Below are 18,968 nucleotides of genomic sequence, written 5' to 3' on the forward strand. Positions count from 1 at the left end.
TGGATTCCATGCGGCCCGTTTCCAGCATCGAACGCACGGTGGCGCCCTTCGAGGTCGTCAGCCCCTACCAGCCCAGCGGCGATCAGCCGCAGGCCATCACCGAGCTCGCCCGGCGCATCGAGGCCGGCGAGAAGGACGTCGTCCTGCTCGGCGCAACCGGCACAGGCAAATCCGCCACCACCGCGTGGATGATCGAGAAGCTCCAGCGCCCCACCCTGGTGATGGCGCCGAACAAAACGCTGGCCGCGCAGCTGGCGAACGAGTTCCGCGAGCTACTGCCGAACAACGCCGTCGAGTACTTCGTCTCGTACTACGACTACTACCAGCCCGAGGCCTACGTCCCGCAGTCGGACACGTACATCGAGAAGGACTCCTCGATCAACGAGGAGGTCGAGCGCCTGCGCCACTCCGCGACCAACTCGCTGCTCACCCGCCGCGACGTCGTCGTGGTCGCCTCGGTCTCCTGCATCTACGGCCTCGGTACTCCGCAGGAGTACGTGGACCGCATGGTCCCCCTCAAGGTCGGCGAGGAGATCGACCGGGATCAACTGCTGCGCCGATTCGTGGACATCCAGTACACGCGCAACGACCTGGCCTTCACACGTGGCACCTTCCGGGTGCGCGGCGACACCATCGAGATCTTCCCGGTCTACGAGGAGCTCGCCGTCCGCATCGAGATGTTCGGCGACGAGATCGAGGCCCTGTCCACGCTGCACCCGCTCACCGGCGAGATCATCAGCGACGACGAGCAGCTGTACGTGTTCCCGGCCTCCCACTACGTCGCGGGCCCCGAGCGCATGGAGCGGGCCGTCAACGACATCGAGAAGGAGCTGGGCGAGCGCCTCGCCGAGCTGGAGAAGCAGGGCAAGCTCCTGGAGGCCCAGCGCCTGCGGATGCGCACGACGTACGACCTCGAGATGCTCCGGCAGATCGGCAGCTGCTCCGGTGTCGAGAACTACTCGATGCACTTCGACGGCCGCGAGCCCGGCTCCCCGCCGAACACCCTGCTGGACTACTTCCCCGACGACTTCCTGCTCGTCATCGACGAGTCGCACGTCACCGTGCCGCAGATCGGCGCCATGTACGAGGGCGACGCATCCCGCAAGCGCACCCTCGTCGACCACGGCTTCCGCCTGCCCTCCGCCCTCGACAACCGCCCTCTGAAGTGGGAGGAGTTCCAGCAGCGCATCGGGCAGACCGTCTACTTGTCGGCGACCCCGGGCACCTACGAGCTCTCCCGCTCGGACGGCCAGGTCGAGCAGATCATCCGCCCCACCGGCCTTGTCGACCCCGAGGTCGTCGTCAAGCCCACCGAGGGCCAGATCGACGATTTGGTCCACGAGATCCGGGGGCGCGTAGAGAAGGACGAGCGCGTCCTGGTCACCACCCTCACCAAGAAGATGGCCGAGGACCTCACCGCCTACTTCCTGGAGCTCGGCATCCAGGTGCGCTATCTGCACAGCGACGTCGACACGCTGCGCCGCGTCGAGTTGCTGCGCGAGCTGCGCGCGGGCGAGTTCGACGTCCTGGTCGGCATCAACCTCCTTCGCGAGGGCCTCGACCTTCCCGAGGTGTCTCTGGTGGCGATCCTCGACGCCGACAAGGAGGGTTTCCTGCGCTCCGGCACCTCCCTCATCCAGACCATCGGCCGCGCGGCGCGCAATGTCTCCGGCCAGGTCCACATGTACGCCGACAAGATCACCCCGGCGATGGAGAAGGCCATCGACGAGACCAACCGCCGCCGGGAGAAGCAGGTCGCGTACAACAAGGTGAAGGGCATCGACCCCCAGCCGCTGCGCAAGAAGATCAACGACATCGTCGCGCAGATCGCCCGCGAGGACGTCGACACGGAGCAGCTGCTCGGCTCGGGCTACCGGGCGAAGAAGGACGGCCGGGGCACCAAGGCTCCCGTGCCCTCCCTCGGCGACAAGGCGGCCAAGGGTGCGAAGGCAGCCAAGCCCGCCAAGGGCAAGGCCAAGGAGACGGTGCCGACCGACCGTCCGGCGGCCGATCTCGCCGAGCAGATCGAGGAGTTGACGGAGCGTATGCGCGCCGCCGCCGCGGATCTGCAGTTCGAGATCGCGGCCCGACTGCGCGACGAGGTCTCCGAGATGAAGAAGGAACTGCGCCAGATGAAGGAGGCGGGCCTGTCCTGACGGGCCCGCACAGGCGCCGGTCCACCCGGGACCGGCGCCGGCCGAATGGGGCTCTGAGGGCCTCCAAGTACTCGCTGTGTTGCAAGACCGACACAAAGTGCGGACCGGGGTACGGCACTGTCAGTGCCCCTGCGTAGGGTTCTCGTCATCCGCGGAGTCCGCGGCCAACAGGGGACAGCTCGAGAGGGGAATCAGCACGTGACCGTCAACATGACCAAGGGTCAGGCCATCAGTCTGCAGAAGAAAGACGGCGGCAGCCTGACCGCGGTGCGCATGGGTCTCGGCTGGCAGGCGGCTCCCCGGCGCGGCCTGTTCGGTTCGCGCACGCGTGAGGTCGACCTCGACGCCTCCGCGGTTCTGTTCGCGGACAAGCAGCCGGTCGACGTCGTCTTCTTCCGCCACCTGGTGAGCGACGACGGCTCGATCCGCCACACCGGTGACAACCTCGTCGGCGGTGTCGGCCAGGGCGGCGACGACGAGGCGATCCTCGTCGACCTCGCGCGCATCCCGGTCCACATCGACCAGATCGTCTTCACCGTGAACTCCTTCACGGGCCAGACCTTCCAGGAGGTGCAGAACGCGTTCTGCCGCCTGGTCGATGAGACCAACGGTCAGGAGCTGGCCCGCTACACCCTCGCGGGCGGCGGCGCCTACACGGCCCAGATCATGGCGAAGGTGCACCGCTCGGGCCCGGGCTGGACGATGACGGCCCTCGGCACGCCGGCCAACGGCCGCACCTTCCAGGACCTGATGCCGTCGATCCTGCCGCACCTGTAGGACGTGTAAGACCTGAAGGACCTGAAGGACCTGAAGGACCTGTAGGGCGGCCCGGCGAGCGGCACACAACAAGACAAGTGACACAGGGGGACGAAGGCATGACGGCCGAGCTGGTGCGGGGGCAGAACCACCCGCTCTCCCAGGCCCGTCTGGAGATCCGGATCTCGGCCGGCACGCCGATCGTGGCCGGAGCCACGCTCGGCGACGAGCAGGGCAGGATTCACGGCGTCGAATGGGTGGCCCACCCCGGCGCCCCCACCCTGCCCGGTCTCGAGGTCTCCCGGCAGGCGGCCGCCGACCATCGCCTCGCGGTGGATCTGGACGCCATGCCAGAAGCCGTCCACCGCGTCAGTGTGCTGCTCGCCCTGCCCACCGGGGTCGCCGGTCCGACCCGGTTCGGCGCCGTCGCCGCCCCCTTCGTTGCGGTCACCGGCCTCGACGGCACCGAGGTCGCCTCCTACACCGTCACCGGCCTGGAGGCCGAGTCGGCCGTCGTCGCCCTGGAGCTCTACCGCCGCCAGGGCGCCTGGAAGGTGCGCGCCATCGGCCAGGGCTACGCAGGCGGCCTCGCCGACCTCTTCACCGACCAGGGCCTGCCCCAGGCCCACCAACTCGCCGGCGGCATCCACGAAGCGGTGGCCCAGGGCATCGCCCGCTCGGTGCCGGCACCCCCGCCACGGCCGGACGGCGACCGCTCCCGGCAGGCGGCCGCACCGGCACTCGGCCCGGAGCAGGGCGGTCCCGCACCGCACGGCGCCTCCGGCCCCGTACCACCGCAGCCGACGTCGCCCTACGGCACCCAGACACCCGGTGTGCCCGGGCAGCCCGCACCCCAGCCGAACTCCCCGTACGGCACTCAGCCGCCCGGCGTACCGGGCCGGCCCACGCAGCAGCCGTCGAATCCGAGCGGAACCGGCGCCACCGACCCCACCCAGCCGTCCGCGCCCACCTCCGGCGGCTCGATCGACTACAGCCACCCGCGGCGGCAGAACGCGGCTCCGCCGCCGCCCCCGCCGACCGCGCCCCCGGCCCAGCCCGGGCAGCCCGCGCAGCCGGTCGCGGGCGACGCGACCGGCTGGTCCATGGACGAGCGGCTCTACAACCAGGTGTGGGGCATGTTCGAGGACCTGGCCCGCACGACCGCCGCCTACCGCAGCGCCGTCGACTTCGCCGACTCGCGCATGGAGAAGGAGCTCGACCAGGTCCTGTCGGACCCGCGCAGCCGGATCGGCGGACAGGGCGACGCCGCACGCGAGGCGGCCCAGGCCAAGCACGCCCAGCTGGTCAACCAGGCCAGGGCGGCGCTCGACCGGGACCTGGCCCAGCTCACCGCCGAGTCCGAGGTCGTCGAACCCGCGCTGCCGACCGCGTACGCACGCTGGGACAACCCTGTCTGGCACGGCTACCGCGTTCCGATGGAGATACCCATGGCTCTGCGCCTGGGCGACCTCCACCTGCCCGAGAGCGCCGATCTGCGCATCCCGATGCTGGTCCGGCTGCCGCTGGAGCGCGGCCTGTGGATCGACAGCGGACGCGGCGGATCGCTCGACGGATCGTTCACCGACTCCCACGACCTGCGGCGCCTCGCGATGGAGACGGCGGTGGCGCACGCGGCGCGGCTGCTCGCCGTCTATCCGGCGGGCGAGTTCACCGTGCACGTCATCGATCCGGCCGGTTCGGGCGCGCAGACGCTCGTACCGCTGGTGCAGAGCGGCGTGCTCGCGGCCCCGCCCGCGGTGGGCGCGGCGGGTGTCGCTGAGGTCCTCGCACGGCTCACTCAGCGCGTCGACCTGGTGCAGATGGCCCTGCGCGGCGGTGCGCCCGACTCCCTGCCGCCCGGTTTCGACACTTCCGAGCAGCTGCTGATCGTCAATGACTTCCCGCACGGCTTCGACGACCGGGCCGTGAACCAGCTGCGCTACCTGGCGGACGAGGGGCCCGCCGTCGGCGTCCACCTCATGATGGTCGCGGACCGTGAGGAGGCCGCCGCCTACGGCCCGTTGCTCGACCCGCTGTGGCGTTCGCTGATGCGACTGACCCCGGTGCCGGACGATCACCTCGCCGACCCGTGGGTGGGTCACGCCTGGACGTACGAGCCCCCGCTCGTGCCGCCCGGCAGCCAGGTGATCCAGCAGGTGCTCACGCAGGTCGCCGCAGCCCGCGTCAAGTACAGGTAAAGTGCCTCTGACCAGCAAACTTGCCATTTCTTTTACCAAGCGCTTTACCTTCCCTTGGTGATTGGGGTACTGTTCATTGCACGGAGGGGAGTACTCCCTGTCTGCTGCGACGTACCCGTCAATACGGATCCGGCCAGATCCCGGGGCGTCGGCCCATCGTGGGTGGAAGAGACCTCCGGCGCGCGACGACGCTGACATTTGCCGTTACGTACTGCCGGAGGCGCAGTGGTTGTTTCCCCGACCCTATGGGTCCTCACCATCGTGGGCCTTGCTGCCCTGATCGCGGTCGACTTCTTCATCGGCCGCAAGCCGCACGACGTCTCGATCAAGGAAGCCGGTATCTGGACGGTCGTCTGGATCGTCCTGGCGGGCCTCTTCGGACTCGGCCTGCTCGTCTTCGGTGGCGGACAGCCGGCCGGCGAGTTCTTCGCGGGCTTCATCACCGAGAAGTCGCTGAGCGTCGACAACCTCTTCGTCTTCGTCCTGATCATGGCGAAGTTCGCGGTGCCCTCGCAGTACCAGCAGCGCGTGCTTCTCATCGGCGTCCTCATAGCCCTGGTCCTGCGCGCGATCTTCATCGCCGCGGGTGCCGCGATCCTCGCGAGCTTCTCGTGGGTGTTCTACCTCTTCGGTGCCTTCCTGATCTGGACCGCCTGGAAGCTCATCCAGGAGGCCCGGGCCGACGAGGAGGACGAGGAGTACGAGGAGAACAAGCTGCTCAAGGCCGCCGAGCGCAAGTTCGGTGTCGCCGACCGCTACCACGGCACCAAGCTGTGGATCCAGGAGAACGGCAAGCGGGTCATGACCCCGATGCTGGTCGTGATGCTGGCCATCGGTACCACCGACGTGCTGTTCGCCCTCGACTCCATCCCGGCGATCTTCGGCCTGACGCAGGACCCGTACATCGTGTTCACGGCCAACGCCTTCGCACTGATGGGTCTCAGGCAGCTGTACTTCCTCATCGGCGGCCTGCTGAAGAAGCTGGTCCACCTCAGCTACGGCCTGTCGATCATCCTGGGCTTCATCGGCGTCAAGCTGGTGCTGCACGCGCTGCACAAGTCCGGGGTCCATGTCCCCGAGATCAGCATCCCGGTCTCGCTCGGCGTGATCTGCTCGGTCCTGATCGTCACCACGATCACCAGCCTGAGGGCCTCCAAGAAGCAGGCGGCGGCCGAGGCGGCGCAGAAGCGCAGCGAAGGCGCTCCGAAGGACAGCATCGACGTCTGACCACGTCGGACGTAGGAAGAACCAACACCGGGAGTGGTGCCCAGCGAATTGCCGAGCACCGCTCCCGGTGCTTCGTTGGGTGCTGAGTGTCCCCGGCCGGGGACACCACGGCCGGGTGGAGGCACCTGTGGACGCACCCATGAAGTTCGTGCAGATCATCGACTTCGAGACCGAGCGCATCGACGAGATGCGGGAGCTGGCTCATGAGACGGAACAGCGCCTGGCGGGCCGCAGCGGTGGCCCCACGCGCCGTCTCGTCCTCAAGGACCGGGGCCAGGCCAACCGCTACCTCGTGGTGATCGAGTTCGACTCCCACGAGGACGCCATGCGCAACAGCGACGACCCCGAGACGACCAAGTTCGCGGAGCAGATGGCCGCGCTGTGCACCAGGCCGCCGTCCTTCACGGACTGCGACGTACAGGAGATGACCGATTTCGCGTAGCGACATACGACCCACAGGGGCCCCGCATCCCGAGGGCGCGGGGCCGCCTGACCACCACACAGACCGGAATGCGAACCCCCAACGCCTCTGCGGCGATCGCTCCATGATCGCTCGGCTCAGGCCGCTCACGACCCGGTGGACCTACTTCGTACCGGTGCTCGCGGTCGCCTGCCGGTCTTCACCTGGGGACGAGACCTGCCCGGCGCGGTCGTCGCGCTGGTGACGCTGGTCCTCGCAGGTGCCGTCCTGGCCGCCGTGCACCACGCCGAAGTGGTGGCCCACCGGGTCGGCGAACCCTTCGGCTCCCTCATCCTCGCCGTGGCCGTCACGATCATCGAGGTCGCCCTGATCGTGACCCTGATGGCGACGGCGGCGACAAGAGCTCCACCCTCGCCCGGGACACGGTATTCGCGGCCGTGATGATCACCTGCAACGGCATCGTCGGTCTCTGCCTGCTGGTCGCCTCGCTGCGGCACCGTACGGCGGTCTTCAACCCCGAGGGCACAGGCGCGGCCCTCGCGACCGTCGCCACCTGGCCACGCTCAGCCTGGTGCTGCCGACGTTCACCACGAGCAAGCCCGGGGCCGGAGTTCTCCAGCGTGCAGCTGACGTTCGCCGCGCTCTCCTCGCTGATCCTTTACGGCCTGTTCGTGGCGACGCAGACCGTGCGGCACCGCGACTACTTCCTCCCCATCACCCGTCAGGGCGAGGTGATCACCGCCGACGACCACGCCCACGCGCCCTCCGCCCGCACCGCGATGATCAGCCTCGGGCTGCTGGGTCTGGCCCTGATCGGCGTGGTCGGCGTGGCCAAGGGCGTGTCGCCCACCATCGAGTCCGCAGTGGAGGCCGCCGACCTGCCGTATGCCGTCGTCGGCGTGATCACCATCCCCGCGGTCGCCCTGGCCTCCATCTGGCTCTCTGGCCCACTCGTCCTGGGCCTGGGCCCCACTCATATGGTGCTGCTCGCGCTGACGGTGGTGGTGAGCTCGCTGACGGTGGTGCCGGGGCGGGCGACGCCGCTCCAGGGAGGCGTTCATCTCGTGCTGTTCGCGGCGTATCTGGAGCTCGCGATCAATCCGTGGCCGACCCCAGGTGTCCGGAGCCCGTCACCCGGTGGCCGGCTCCGGCGCCACGGCAGGCACCGGACGCGTCTCGGGCAGCAGCGCGAAACACCCCAGGCTGAGCAGCGCGATACCGGTCAGATACGCCCCCACACCCCAGGGCACCCGACCGCCCTGCTCGGCGAGCGCTGTCGCCACGATCGGCGTGAGCGCGCCCCCGAGGACGCCTCCGAGGTTGTAGCCCACCGCCGCGCCCGTGCAGCGCACCCTGGGCTCGTACAACTCCGGCAGATACGCGGCGATCACGGCGAACATCGTGATGAAAGCGAGCATCGCCCCGAGGAAGCCCAGGAACATCAGAAGTGGCTCGCCCGTCGCGAGGAGCGCGACCAGCGGGAACATCCACAGGGCGGCGGCAGCGCACCCGATCAGGGTCAGGGGCCGCCGCCCGTACCGGTCACCGAGCAGAGCCGCCACCGGTGTGAGCGAGCCCTTCACCAGGACCGCGGCCATGATGCAGGCCAGCATGGTGCCCCGGCCCACACCGAGCCGCTCGGTGGCGTAGGCGAGAGACCAGGTCGTCACGGCGTAGAAGATCGCGTATCCGATCGACAGCGCCCCGGCCGTCAGCAGGACGAGCCGCCAGTGGTCGCGTACGACCTCGGCGAGCGGCACACGCGCGTGGTCGTCGATCTCGAGGAACCGGGGGCTCTCGGCGAGCGACGACCGCAGCCACAGCCCCACCAGGGCGAGCACTCCCGCCGCCCAGAACGGCACTCGCCATCCCCACGCGGCGAACTGCGCGTCGGACAATGTCGCCGACAGCCCCAGCACCACACCGTTGGCGAGCAGGAAGCCCAGCGCCGGCCCGACCTGCGGGAAGCTCGACCACAGACCGCGCCGCTCGGCCGGCGCGTGCTCCACGGTCAGCAGGACGGCCCCGCCCCACTCGCCGCCGATGCCGAGCCCCTGCAGAAAGCGCAGCACGAGCAGCAGCAGGGGAGCGGTGACACCGATCGTGTCGTACGTCGGCACGCAGCCGACCGCGACCGTGGAGGCGCCGGTCAGCAGCAGCGAGGCGACGAGGACCGGTCGGCGTCCGTGCCGGTCCCCGATGTGCCCGAACAGCACCGAGCCCAGCGGCCGCGCCACAAAGCCGACGCCGAACGTTGCGAAGGCGGCCAGGGTTCCCGCCACCGGCGAGAATGTCGGGAAGAACAGCGGCCCCAGGAGCAGCGCCGCCGCGGTCCCGTAGACGAAGAAGTCGTAGAACTCGATGGCCGTTCCGGCGAGCGAGGCAGCCGCGAGCCGCAGCATGGAGGGCGCCCTTACGGTGCGTACGTCGTGCATGCTGCGTCAACTACCCACGGTGACCGCCGGTTACGGGGGCGTGCGGGCGCGCCGGGGCCTCGTCAGTACGTGACGGTGATGCGCCGGGCGGGGCCGTCGACGCGGACGATGCCGCCGTAGGGGATCACGAGCTGCGGATCCGTGTGCCCGTAGTCCACGTCGAAGACGATCATGGTGTCGGGAGCGTAGGCCCGCATGGCGCGCAGGACGGCCTCGCGCTGCTCTGCCGCATAACGAGCGGCCTCCTCGGGGCTGTTGGGGCGCTCGAAGGACCAGGTCTTCGCCCGGCCCATCAGGAGTGCGGAGAAGCGCTGGAGCAGCCCACGCTCGCCCATGTTGCGCATGGTGCGGAAGACCTCCTCGCCGCTCGGCATCTCCTCAGAGGTCTCCAGGAGCAGCACCCCACCGTCGTACTCCGAGAGGTCGCGTGCGATCTCCCGGTCAGCCATCAGCATCCAGCCGAGGATCTCCAGACAGCCGCCCCAACTGCGGCCTTCCACCACCCTGTCGGCGTTCACCCACGTCCATCCGTCGGAGGGGCGCATCTCCGGCTCAGCGTCGAAGGTCGCCGGGTCGGCCCAGTCACGGTTGACGTCGTTCCAGAGCTCTGCGGGCTTCAGCTCGTACTCGCCCGACGTGAACAGCGCCGCCCGCAGCGACTCGGCCGTCAACTCGTCCATGGCAACAGGGCGGCCCAGGGCGGTCATGACGGTCGCGCCGTGGTAGCCGACGATGCCGGTGTTGCGCAGGAACATGAGCAGGTTCGTGTTGTCGCTCATCCCGAAGAACGGCTTCGGGTTGGCCCGGATCAACTCCCGGTCCAGCAGCGGCAGTACGGTGATCTGGTCGTCGCCGCCGATGGACGCGATGACCGCCTTGATGCCGGGGTCGGCGAACGCGGCGTGGATGTCGTCGGCCCGCTCCTGCGGCGTCGAGCCCAACTTGCGGGTCGAGGGGTACTCGACCGGCTCGAGTCCGTAGTCCTTGCGCAGCCGCTCCAGGCCCAGTTCGTAAGGGCGGGGGAAGAGCCCGGGAAGGCCCGCACCGGGCGAAATGACGGCGATGCGGTCGCCGGGGGAGGGCTTGGGCGGGTACGAGATCATGGTCATGACGGGAGGGTATGACTCGTGGCGTGATCCATGCATCGTGATAAACCGGGGTTTGAGCAGCGGTCGTCGTCGGACCGCTCAGATCCCCAACGGACCGGAGGAACCGTGCCCCGCACCCTGGCCAACGCCCCGATCATGATCCTCAACGGCCCCAACCTGAACCTGCTCGGCCAGCGCCAGCCGGAGATCTACGGCTCCGAGACCCTGGCTGATGTCGAGGCCCTGTGCGCCAAGGCGGCGGCCGCGCACGGCGGCACGATCGACTTCCGGCAGTCGAACCACGAGGGCGAGCTGGTCGACTGGATCCACGAGGCACGGCTGAACCACTGCGGGATCGTGATCAATCCCGGTGCCTACTCGCACACGTCGGTTGCGATTCTGGACGCACTCAACACCTGTGACGGGCTGCCCGTGTTGGAGGTCCACATCTCCAACATCCACAAGCGCGAGTCGTTCCGGCACCATTCCTACGTCTCCCTGCGCGCCGACGGCGTCATCGCGGGGTGCGGTGTGCAGGGGTACGTGTTCGGGGTGGAGCGGGTCGTGGCGCTGGCGGGGGCGGGACAGGCGGACACGTGAAGTGGGCGGGCGGGGCGGGCGGGTAAGTCCGGCGAACGTATGAGTCCCGCGGACGTGTAAGTCCCGCCGACCATGGCGAGCGGTCCTTACAGCCGCCCCGCCTCCACGATCCGCCGCAGGAAGCGCCGGGTGCGCTCCTGCTGCGGTTCGCCGAAGATCTGCTCGGCCGTGCCGCGTTCCAGCACCACGCCTCCGTCCAGAAAACAAACCTGGTCGGCGACTTCGCGGGCGAACCCCATCTCGTGCGTGGCCAGCACCATCGTCATTCCGTCCTCCTTCAAGTCGCGGACGACGGAGAGGACTTCGCCGACGAGTTCCGGGTCGAGGGCGGCGGTGATCTCGTCGAGCAGCAGCAGTCGGGGACGTACGGCCAAGGCGCGGACGATCGCGACGCGCTGCTGCTGACCGCCGCTCAGTCGGTCCGGGTACTCGCCTGCCTTGCCGGCCAGGCCGAGCCGCTCCAGCAGCTCACGCGCGCGTGCTTCGGCCTCCGCGCGGGACACGCCGTGCACCCGGCGCGGGGCGAGGGTGATGTTCTCCAGGACCGTCATGTGCGGGAAGAGGTTGTACGCCTGGAACACCACGCCGATACGGCGCCGTACGGCGTCCTGGTCGACGCGCGGATCGGTGATCTCCTCGCCGTCCAGCCAGATCGCACCGTCGTCGATGTCCTCCAGCAGGTTTGCGCACCGCAGCAGCGTGGACTTGCCGGAGCCGGAGGCGCCGATCAGCGCGGTCACCGTGTGCGGGGCGACCTCGAGGTCGACGTCCCGCAGCACGACCGAGCCGCCGAAGGTCTTGCGGACGGACTCCATGCGCAGCACAGGTGCGTCGCTCACAGGGCTCCTCCTTGGGCGCGCCGGCGGTCCATCCGGGCCGTCACCCAGTCCGTGAAGCGGGTCATCGGGATCGTCAGCGCCACGAAGACCAGGCCCGCGACGATGTACGGCGTGTAGTTGAGGCTGCGGCCCACGATGATGTCCGCGGCCCGTACGGCATCCACCGCACCGCCGATCGACACCAGACCGGTGTCCTTCTGCAGCGACACCAGGTCGTTCAGCAGTGGCGGCACCTGACGGCGTACGGCCTGGGGCAGGACGACGTGCCGCAGTGCCTGCCGGTTGGTGAGGCCGAGCGAGCGGGCCGCCGCGCGCTGCGAGGGGTGGACGGACTCGATGCCCGCGCGGAACACCTCGGCTACGTACGCCGAGTACGTCAGCGTCAGCGCGGTACCGCCCAGCAGTACCGGATCGACGGTCACGCCCTGCAGCCGCAGCGCGGGGACGCCGAGCACGACGATCATCAAGTTGATGATGAGCGGAAGGCCCCGGAAGAAGTCCGTGTACGCGGCCGCCAGTGCCCGCAGAGGGAAGAACACCGGGCCGCGCAGCGTGCGCGCGACGGCGATGAGCATGCCGAGGACCAGCACGGCCGCACCGCAGATCAGCAGCAGCCGGACGTTGAGCCAGAGCCCTTCGAGGACCTTGGGGAACGCCTCACGCGCGTACTGCCAGTCGAAGAACGTCTCCTTGGTGCGCGGCCAGCCCGGGGCGTTGACCACGATCAGGTAGAGAACGATGCCGCTGATCAGGGTGGACAGGGCAGCGATCGCGGTGGCGCGGCGGGCGCGGTTGCGCTTGTAGCGCTCGCGGTCGAGACGTCGCTGCGAGGGGACGTAACCGTCGCCGTCCGCACCGGACATGCCGTCGTCGTCCGCGCCCTCCTGCCCGGACTCCTCCTTCGTGACCGTCACTTGAGCACCGGAGCGTCGACGGCGTCCGAGAGCCACTGCTGCTCGAGCTTGGCCAGGGTGCCGTCCTTGCGCAGCGTGTCCACGGCGTCCGTCACACACGCGGTGAGTGTGCTGCCCTTGTCGAGCACGAGCCCGAACTGCTCCGGCGTACCGCCCTGGTTCTCGAACTGGCCGACGATCGTCGCGTCCGTCACCTCGGCCGCGGTGATGTAGAAGGCGGTCGGCAGGTCGACGACGATGGCATCCACCTGACCGTTCTTCAGCGCGGACTTGGCCTGGTCGTTCTTGGCGTACGCGGCGGCCTGCTGCGTCGGCTTCACCACGTCGTCGATGTAATTGAGGCTGGTGGTGCCGACCTGCGCGCCCAGCTTGAGTCCCTTCAGGTCCGCGAGGCTCTTCGCCTTGGCGGCCTTGGTGCCCTTCAACGCAATGACGGCCTGGCGGACGTCGTAGTAGCCGGAGGAGAAGTCCACCGCCTTCTTGCGCTCGTTGCTGATCGACACCTGGTTGATGTCGAAGTCGAAGGTCTTCGCGCCGGGCGCGAAGGCCTTGTTGAAGGGCACGCTCTGCCAGACGACGGCGCTCTTGTCGTAGCCGAGCTGCTTCGCCACGGCGTACGCGACCGCCGACTCGAATCCCTCACCGTTGGCGGGCTTGTCATCCTTGAACCAGGGCTCGTACGCCGGCTCGTCGGTGGCGATCGTCAGCTTGCCGGAGGTCTGGGTGGCCAACTTGCCCTTGGCGCACGTGTTCCCGGCCGAACCCGACGGCGCGTCGGCAGGCTTGTCGTCCGGCTGCGGGGCACAGCCGAGAGCGGTGGCGAGCAGGGCTGTCGTTGCGACGGCGACGGCGCGGCGCAGCGCGCGAGGGGCAAGATCCATGGCGGGAGATTGACAGTACATCGTCGTGTTTGTCGAGGTCGCGACGGTAACTGTCCGCATAGTGGGAACGGGTGTTGCGTTCCTGTGAACAGGTTCCTCGGCGTGCCGCCGGGGCCGCCGACCGAGGGCGGGGTCGGAGAGGTCGGCGGCCCTTACCGCTCAGGAGCCGTCATCCTGTGCGGGGCTGCTTCCAGTTGACTGCGCAACAACGTCCGCCGGGAGCGCGCGCGTGGCACCGGCGCGTGTGAACGATTCACACGGGGCGCGTGCGCGGGGAGCGCGCTCACGCCTGCGCGCTTACGGGCGCCGCGCGCTCACCGACCTCGCGCGCTCACCAACCCCGCGCGTGCCACTCCGGCAGCTGCGGTCGTTCCGCGCCCAGCGTCGTGTCGTTGCCGTGCCCCGGGTAGACCCAGGTCTCGTCCGGCAGTACGTCGAAGATCTTCGTCTCGACGTCGTGGATCAGACTGGCGAACGCCTTCGGATCCTTACGGGTGTTGCCCACACCGCCCGGGAACGCGCGGGCCCCGGCCAATATGGTGGAGCAGGCGCTCAGGAGTACGCTCACGAACGAGTGGACGCCTCCCGCGCCGTGGCGCGGATCGGCCAACGTGACCAGCCGCTGCTCATGAGCCGCACGACTCGAAATTGCCCTGCCCACTCGATGCCCTCGATCTCCGCGAGGATCTGGCCAGTGAGTCAGCCTTCCTGCCATAGGGTGCGCTTCAGCACACGGGGTGGCGAGCGCGTCCGGGCAGATACTGTTCCCACTCCTCGGCGGTCAGGTCACGGCCAACGCTGCGGCAAATCTCGTTCATGATCGACTCTGGGTCAAGGTCGATCATGACGTGTCGATTGAGGGTGGAGGCGACGTGCAGTCTGCCGGAGGTGTCGAAGGCGAGGGAAATGCGATCTCCACCAGCCAGTCGTAGCGGGCCACCGAGGCGGCGGCGGTCGGGCACGTCCCACAGGCGCACGCCGGTATCGTCCACCCCGGCCAGAAGTTGTCCGTCCGGTGAGAACCGCAGACCGGTGACGGGAGAGTCGGTATTGCCCATGGACGGTACGGCTCCGATGCGCCGGGTCGCGGTGGCATCCCACAGGTCGATACTGCCCCGGTCGGTGGAGACGGCCAGGGTTTGCCCGTCCTCGCTGAACGCCACATCGCGGGCGCCGGCCGGTCCCAGCGCCTGCCGCCGTACCTGTTTCGACATGAGATCGATCCGATCACCTGAGGCGGTCACCAGGAGGTTGCCGTCGGGCGAGAAGGCGATTTCGGCCGCGCCAGCGTCGGGGAAGACAGCCGCACGGCGGGAGGTGGTCAGATCCCACACCTCTATGGTTCGGCGCGTGACCATCGAGGCGTCAAGACGGGAGACGGCGATCCGACGGCCGTCAGGAGAGAAGGCGATCGCCTCGGGTTCGTCCTTGCCCCGAAGGCTGATCCGCGGACCGTGAGGGCGACCGGTCCTCGCCGACCAGACCTGGAGTGAGGGGCCACCCTCGTCGTCCACGACGTGCGCGTACAGCTCTCCGTCCGGGGAGAACGCTCCCACGACCGTGTCCACCAACGAGAGGAACGGGCTGCCCGCTGTCTTCAGCCGCCTGCGGTGACGCACCGCCCGCCGACGCCGCCCGATGGCTGACCCGCGCGGCAGCGGCCGCCGACCGGCTGCAGCACCAGTGCCGGCAGAGCCCCAACGCCTCGCTCTGGCCCGCGCTGGCAACGGCGGCGACATCCGTACGGGCCGCAGCCGACCGGCTGACGGCGGCAGCCGAGGCGGTCCGCGTCATCGACACCAGCGGCGCACCCGCTGACCACCGCGTCCTGCACCACGACCAGGAACGCCTGGAGAAAGAGGCCCGAGCCCTCCCCGACGGCCCGCTACGGCGGGCCAAACAGGACGCCGCCCGCGCCACGGGCGAACGCGCCGCGACCCTGGAGCGCCTGGCGGAGCTGCGGCAACTCCTGATCACCACCATGGAGGCCACCACCCTGCGTCTGGAAGCGGCGGCGGAGCGCGGCGCCATGCTGCTGTCGCTCCAGGCCGCGACGGACGCCTCCGCCGTCCCGACGGACCTCACCGCCCTCGACCACGAACTCGAGGCCGTACAGGCCGGACTCGACACACTCGACGAGATCACCCGCTCACTGCACGGCACAGGCGACGAACGGCCGGAGTGAGGAGACAGCACATGCGCGGAAGAGGCCGCCTCGCGGCCGCGAGGCTTTTGTACCCGGTATGCGCGGCCGTCACTGCGGTCGCCGGGTGGTGGTCGAGCAGGGACGGAAGAGGCGGCTTCGCGCCCATGATGCTGTGGTCCCTGGTCGTCATACCGATCGCGGTCCCCTTCGCCTCCCGCAACCAAGGAGTTCGATGGGTGCTGGTCTTCGTCCTCCTCGCGATCGCCTCAGTGCGTCTGGCCGTGGAGATCGCCGCTTACTGGTCCCCCGTCGAACTGCGAGAAGCCCTGACCGCCGTGCCCGGGCTGACGGCCGCCGTTCTGCTCATCACAGCACCGTGGCTGGCCTCTTAGGCCCTCCATGATCTGGCCGGGCAGCCGGCCCTGGCCCGCGTCGTCGAGGCCGAGCCCGTCATCTACGGTGAGGGCGTGGACACCGGGCGTACCCGCTACCGCCTCGCAGACGCGGAGACTGAGCGTGACCTCGGCTGGATGCGGTTCGGCCCACGCACACGCGCACCCGTTGGTGCCGTCATCACCGTCTCGGTGGTCCCGGACGGCTGGGCCCCGCCCATCGCCACCGAACGCCTCAACGACACCGACGTGGAACCCGGCATCGCCGCCTTCACGGCACTCGCCACCATCCATGTCCTTGCCTGCGCCGCCACGGCAGCGGCATGGCCCCGCGACGAGTGGTGAGCGTCGCGGCCGGCCTGGCTGCGACCGCCGACTACGGCGGGTTCTGCTCGCCGCACGTGGAGCACCACGTCCCCAACCCGGGGTGATAGTCGCAGTCAACGGCCATCACATAGCCACAGTTCCTGCAACCCACTGCCTGCGGGGATCGGACGGAGGGCGACAGCGGCCGCAGCTGCGATCTGTGAGTTGCTCAAGCGCTCGGCAGGCGTCGCGGGGGCGACAGTTATCCTGTCGGCGTGTTGACGAAGGATCAGGACCCTGCCCGCACGGGTGATTCAGGTGACACACCGCAGTGGAAGGTGGCGGCAGCGGACGGGCTCTGGTTCGTGCCGCCGGAGCGTCCGGCCGGACCGCCGCAGTTGGACTTTCCTCCGATCCGCAACGGCATCGACTACCTCGCCAGTGTTGTCGAGCACCTGGACGAGAACGCATCGGACGTCGGACCCCGGAACCTCAAGTACGCCGTCCTGCACCTGCAGGCCGCGGTCGAGGTGCTCCTCAAAGCCCGTCTGCTGCGCGAGCACTGGACCCTCATCTTCAAGGACCCCGGCAGGGCGACCAGGAAGGACTTCGAGAGCGGGGACTTCGAGAGCTGCGGGACCGAGGCCGCGGTCGAGCGCCTGCGCGACATAGCGGGGGTCGCCATCGACCGCAAGGAGGCCGAGGCGCTGAAGGACCTGGCGAAAGACCGCAACGCCCTGCAGCACTACGGCCTGACGCACAATGCCCACGCGGTCGAGGCCCGTGCCGGCCGAGTGCTCGACTTCCTCATGCGCTTCTTGGACACCCAGCTCCTGCCGCTGCTCGAAGGGCAGGAACGTGACAGGGCAGCACGGGACATGATCCCGGTGGCCAAGGGCGTGAAGAACATCAGCTCCTACGTCAAACGGCGCCTCAACCGGCTGCGCGGCGAGCTGGCCGGGCTGGAGAGCCGGACCATCATGTGCCCCTACTGCGAGCAGATGACCCTCGTCGTCGCCCCCCACAGCGGAGACTGCCGCTTCTGCGGCGCGTCATGGGACTCGGCCGAGCTGCTGGCCTTCGACTATCTCGGCTGCTCCGACGGCCAGTTGGCCCTGGCGTTCCCCTGCCCCCAATGCGACACCGCCGCCTTCGTCGAGGGCGTCAACTTCGCCGACGGCACCCGGCTGTCCGACACCCTGTACTGCTTCGGCTGCAGCAACCGCCACGAAGCGCGGGACCTCGCAACCTGCGCCGGCTGCAGCCGCCCGTGGCCCACCCCGGCCGACGCCGACCGTTTGGGCTTCACTCTGTGCCCGGACTGCCGAGCGCAGGATGCGCCGGAGGACGTCGCATGACCACGGCACTGGAGCAGCTCGCCCCGAACCACGCTGGCCACGCTACGGCGTGACCCGCGCGACCTGTGACCGGAGCACGCGCGGAAGCTGTACGACCACCTCGTCAGCCTGTACGGCAGGGACGACGTGCTGCCGACCCTCGCGGCTTCCTGGATCGCCCACCAGCGCAGCGTGAACACGCAGCGCGCGTACGCCCGGGGAATCAAGATCTTCGAGGAGTTCGCCCGGGAGCACGGCGCGCATCCGATGGCGTTGAAGTTCGTCCTCGCTGACACCTTCCGCCTGTACCTGGAGTCCACCCCAACCTGGGTGCGGGTCAAGGGCGGCCGGCGCGGCGAGATGGTCCGGGCCGGAAAAGGCTCTGTCAGCGTTCGGTGGGGTCTGGCACAAGTTCCGGGAGGGAGCCAACTACACAACGTTATGTACGAAGGAAGCAGGCATGGCAGAGCAACCGCCGCTTGACCGTCCGCGTCGTGGGAAACATGATCGATCAACGTGATCAAGGTCAATCAGGTTTGTAGCACGTGCGAAGCCGAGTGGGTGCGCGGCGTCGATATCGTCGGTGTCTGCCTCGGCGATGCCGAGCAGCACGGCAGACGCACCGTGACAAGGGAGCAGTTCGAGGAGATCAAATGCGCAACGTCTGCGAGCATCGCTCTTGCCATCGACGAGTCAGCGGAAGTGTCCGACAAGGACCTGCCAGACGTCATCGGCTCGCTAAGGCCGAACTACTACGAGTTCACACCATGCGATCCGGAGAAGAGTGGGGCATTCGAGAGGCAGCTTGCGGTGGTGCGCGGGGTCGGTGTGCCGGGCATCGCCAACGGATTCTTCCTGTTGAAAGACGAGGTGTCCCTGGTGCGCAGAACGGCTCACCTGGACCGCCTCGTCGAGGCCGGAGTGCGGTTCTTCCAAGTGGAGGTGGACTCACTCCTCGACCCCCGGTTCAGGATCTCCTCGTCCCACGAGACGATGATCGCGGACCTATTCGCCCGGTATCCGTTCATCGTCAATGACAAGTTCAGCCACCTGAACGGTCCTCTCGATGTCAACCAGGCCGGGCTGTATCTGAAATATCGGCAGCAAGGAGCTCAGGAACTACGACTATTCCAACCGGTCCTACACCCTCTCAGCGGTCGTGAGGCTGATCAGGTCCGCGTTGGAACGTTGAGACTCTGATGCGCGCCGCACCTGTCACAGGCGCCACATCTGGCTGACTCGCCCTTCCCCTGGACGCGTGGAGCTGGAGGT

General features: G+C 68.8%; 20 protein-coding genes and 2 pseudogenes. 14 read left to right on the top strand and 8 right to left on the bottom strand.

The window, feature by feature from the left end; all coding sequences use genetic code 11:
• The first annotated feature begins 8 nt into the window (after nucleotides 1-8).
• The 7 genes and pseudogenes from uvrB to ADL12_RS58765 form a co-directional block, all read left to right on the top strand.
• Nucleotides 9-2,156 (top strand): excinuclease ABC subunit UvrB, encoded by a 2,148-nt coding sequence (uvrB, locus tag ADL12_RS42650; RefSeq protein ID WP_062713594.1) that lies wholly within the window; start codon nucleotides 9-11, stop codon nucleotides 2,154-2,156.
• A 198-nt stretch (nucleotides 2,157-2,354) separates the two neighbouring features.
• The gene (locus tag ADL12_RS42655; RefSeq protein WP_062713596.1) at nucleotides 2,355-2,933 is read left to right on the top strand and encodes a TerD family protein; all 579 of its coding nucleotides are present in this window, start codon (nucleotides 2,355-2,357) and stop codon (nucleotides 2,931-2,933) included.
• A gap of 98 nt (nucleotides 2,934-3,031) precedes the next feature.
• A complete protein-coding gene (locus ADL12_RS42660; RefSeq protein WP_062713599.1) occupies nucleotides 3,032-5,110 on the top strand; it encodes a TerD family protein in 2,079 nt (692 codons plus the stop codon).
• Nucleotides 5,111-5,335: 225 nt separating this feature from the next.
• Nucleotides 5,336-6,337 (top strand): TerC/Alx family metal homeostasis membrane protein, encoded by a 1,002-nt coding sequence (locus ADL12_RS42665; RefSeq protein ID WP_062713601.1) that lies wholly within the window; start codon nucleotides 5,336-5,338, stop codon nucleotides 6,335-6,337.
• Nucleotides 6,338-6,476: 139 nt separating this feature from the next.
• Nucleotides 6,477-6,779: a hypothetical protein gene (locus ADL12_RS42670; RefSeq protein WP_062713775.1), complete on the top strand. Its 303-nt coding sequence runs from the start codon at nucleotides 6,477-6,479 to the stop codon at nucleotides 6,777-6,779.
• 135 nt (nucleotides 6,780-6,914) lie between these two features.
• On the top strand, nucleotides 6,915-7,199 hold the full coding sequence (locus ADL12_RS58760) for a hypothetical protein (RefSeq protein ID WP_425265210.1): 285 nt from the start codon (nucleotides 6,915-6,917) through the stop codon (nucleotides 7,197-7,199).
• A pseudogene (locus tag ADL12_RS58765) lies at nucleotides 7,199-7,384 on the top strand (ionic transporter y4hA); the annotation flags it as partial. The gene ADL12_RS58760 and the pseudogene ADL12_RS58765, both read left to right, overlap by 1 nt.
• A 95-nt stretch (nucleotides 7,385-7,479) precedes the next feature.
• Here ADL12_RS58765 and ADL12_RS58770 read toward each other — a convergent pair.
• The 3 genes from ADL12_RS58770 to ADL12_RS42685 all read right to left on the bottom strand — a co-directional run bounded on the left by ADL12_RS58770 (nucleotide 7,480) and on the right by ADL12_RS42685 (nucleotide 10,302).
• Nucleotides 7,480-7,692 (bottom strand): hypothetical protein, encoded by a 213-nt coding sequence (locus tag ADL12_RS58770; protein ID WP_425265211.1) that lies wholly within the window; start codon nucleotides 7,690-7,692, stop codon nucleotides 7,480-7,482.
• Nucleotides 7,693-7,888: 196 nt separating this feature from the next.
• Nucleotides 7,889-9,193, bottom strand: a complete 1,305-nt coding sequence (locus tag ADL12_RS42680; protein ID WP_244188256.1) for an MFS transporter — start codon at nucleotides 9,191-9,193, stop codon at nucleotides 7,889-7,891.
• A 62-nt stretch (nucleotides 9,194-9,255) separates the two neighbouring features.
• Nucleotides 9,256-10,302: a S66 family peptidase gene (locus ADL12_RS42685; RefSeq protein WP_062713605.1), complete on the bottom strand. Its 1,047-nt coding sequence runs from the start codon at nucleotides 10,300-10,302 to the stop codon at nucleotides 9,256-9,258.
• A 105-nt stretch (nucleotides 10,303-10,407) separates the two neighbouring features.
• Between ADL12_RS42685 and aroQ the strand changes: the two genes are divergently transcribed.
• The gene (gene aroQ, locus ADL12_RS42690; protein WP_062713607.1) at nucleotides 10,408-10,881 is read left to right on the top strand and encodes a type II 3-dehydroquinate dehydratase; all 474 of its coding nucleotides are present in this window, start codon (nucleotides 10,408-10,410) and stop codon (nucleotides 10,879-10,881) included.
• A gap of 86 nt (nucleotides 10,882-10,967) precedes the next feature.
• Here the strand turns inward: aroQ and ADL12_RS42695 are convergent, their stop codons facing one another.
• The 5 genes and pseudogenes from ADL12_RS42695 to ADL12_RS42715 all read right to left on the bottom strand — a co-directional run bounded on the left by ADL12_RS42695 (nucleotide 10,968) and on the right by ADL12_RS42715 (nucleotide 15,029).
• A complete protein-coding gene (locus ADL12_RS42695) occupies nucleotides 10,968-11,696 on the bottom strand; it encodes an amino acid ABC transporter ATP-binding protein (RefSeq protein ID WP_062713777.1) in 729 nt (242 codons plus the stop codon).
• A 20-nt stretch (nucleotides 11,697-11,716) separates the two neighbouring features.
• Nucleotides 11,717-12,634 carry an amino acid ABC transporter permease gene (locus ADL12_RS42700; RefSeq protein WP_062713608.1) on the bottom strand — a complete coding sequence of 306 codons (918 nt, stop codon included), beginning with the start codon at nucleotides 12,632-12,634 and terminating at the stop codon, nucleotides 11,717-11,719.
• Nucleotides 12,631-13,515, bottom strand: a complete 885-nt coding sequence (locus tag ADL12_RS42705) for an ABC transporter substrate-binding protein (protein ID WP_062713609.1) — start codon at nucleotides 13,513-13,515, stop codon at nucleotides 12,631-12,633. Before ADL12_RS42705 ends, ADL12_RS42700 begins: the two co-directional genes overlap by 4 nt.
• A 331-nt stretch (nucleotides 13,516-13,846) precedes the next feature.
• Nucleotides 13,847-14,038 (bottom strand): annotated as a pseudogene (locus ADL12_RS42710) (MBL fold metallo-hydrolase); the annotation flags it as partial.
• A gap of 202 nt (nucleotides 14,039-14,240) precedes the next feature.
• Nucleotides 14,241-15,029, bottom strand: coding sequence for a WD40 repeat domain-containing protein (locus tag ADL12_RS42715; RefSeq protein ID WP_159053471.1), 789 nt, complete (start codon nucleotides 15,027-15,029; stop codon nucleotides 14,241-14,243).
• Between ADL12_RS42715 and ADL12_RS54625 the strand changes: the two genes are divergently transcribed.
• From ADL12_RS54625 to ADL12_RS42745, 6 genes are all read left to right on the top strand, one after another.
• The gene (locus ADL12_RS54625) at nucleotides 15,005-15,700 is read left to right on the top strand and encodes a hypothetical protein (protein WP_159053472.1); all 696 of its coding nucleotides are present in this window, start codon (nucleotides 15,005-15,007) and stop codon (nucleotides 15,698-15,700) included. The genes ADL12_RS42715 and ADL12_RS54625 overlap by 25 nt on opposite strands.
• An 11-nt stretch (nucleotides 15,701-15,711) precedes the next feature.
• A complete protein-coding gene (locus ADL12_RS42725) occupies nucleotides 15,712-16,053 on the top strand; it encodes a hypothetical protein (RefSeq protein ID WP_159053473.1) in 342 nt (113 codons plus the stop codon).
• A 75-nt stretch (nucleotides 16,054-16,128) separates the two neighbouring features.
• Nucleotides 16,129-16,398, top strand: coding sequence for a hypothetical protein (locus ADL12_RS42730; RefSeq protein ID WP_062713620.1), 270 nt, complete (start codon nucleotides 16,129-16,131; stop codon nucleotides 16,396-16,398).
• Nucleotides 16,399-16,634: 236 nt separating this feature from the next.
• Nucleotides 16,635-17,717 carry a hypothetical protein gene (locus tag ADL12_RS42735; RefSeq protein ID WP_159053474.1) on the top strand — a complete coding sequence of 361 codons (1,083 nt, stop codon included), beginning with the start codon at nucleotides 16,635-16,637 and terminating at the stop codon, nucleotides 17,715-17,717.
• Between the two features lie 126 nt (nucleotides 17,718-17,843).
• A complete protein-coding gene (locus ADL12_RS42740) occupies nucleotides 17,844-18,179 on the top strand; it encodes a hypothetical protein (protein ID WP_063806807.1) in 336 nt (111 codons plus the stop codon).
• 33 nt (nucleotides 18,180-18,212) lie between these two features.
• Complete coding sequence (locus ADL12_RS42745; RefSeq protein WP_062713624.1) at nucleotides 18,213-18,896, top strand: hypothetical protein; 684 nt, start codon at nucleotides 18,213-18,215, stop codon at nucleotides 18,894-18,896.
• The last annotated feature ends 72 nt before the right edge of the window (nucleotides 18,897-18,968 follow it).

The organism is Streptomyces regalis (genome assembly GCF_001509475.1).
Taxonomy (GTDB): domain Bacteria; phylum Actinomycetota; class Actinomycetes; order Streptomycetales; family Streptomycetaceae; genus Streptomyces; species Streptomyces regalis.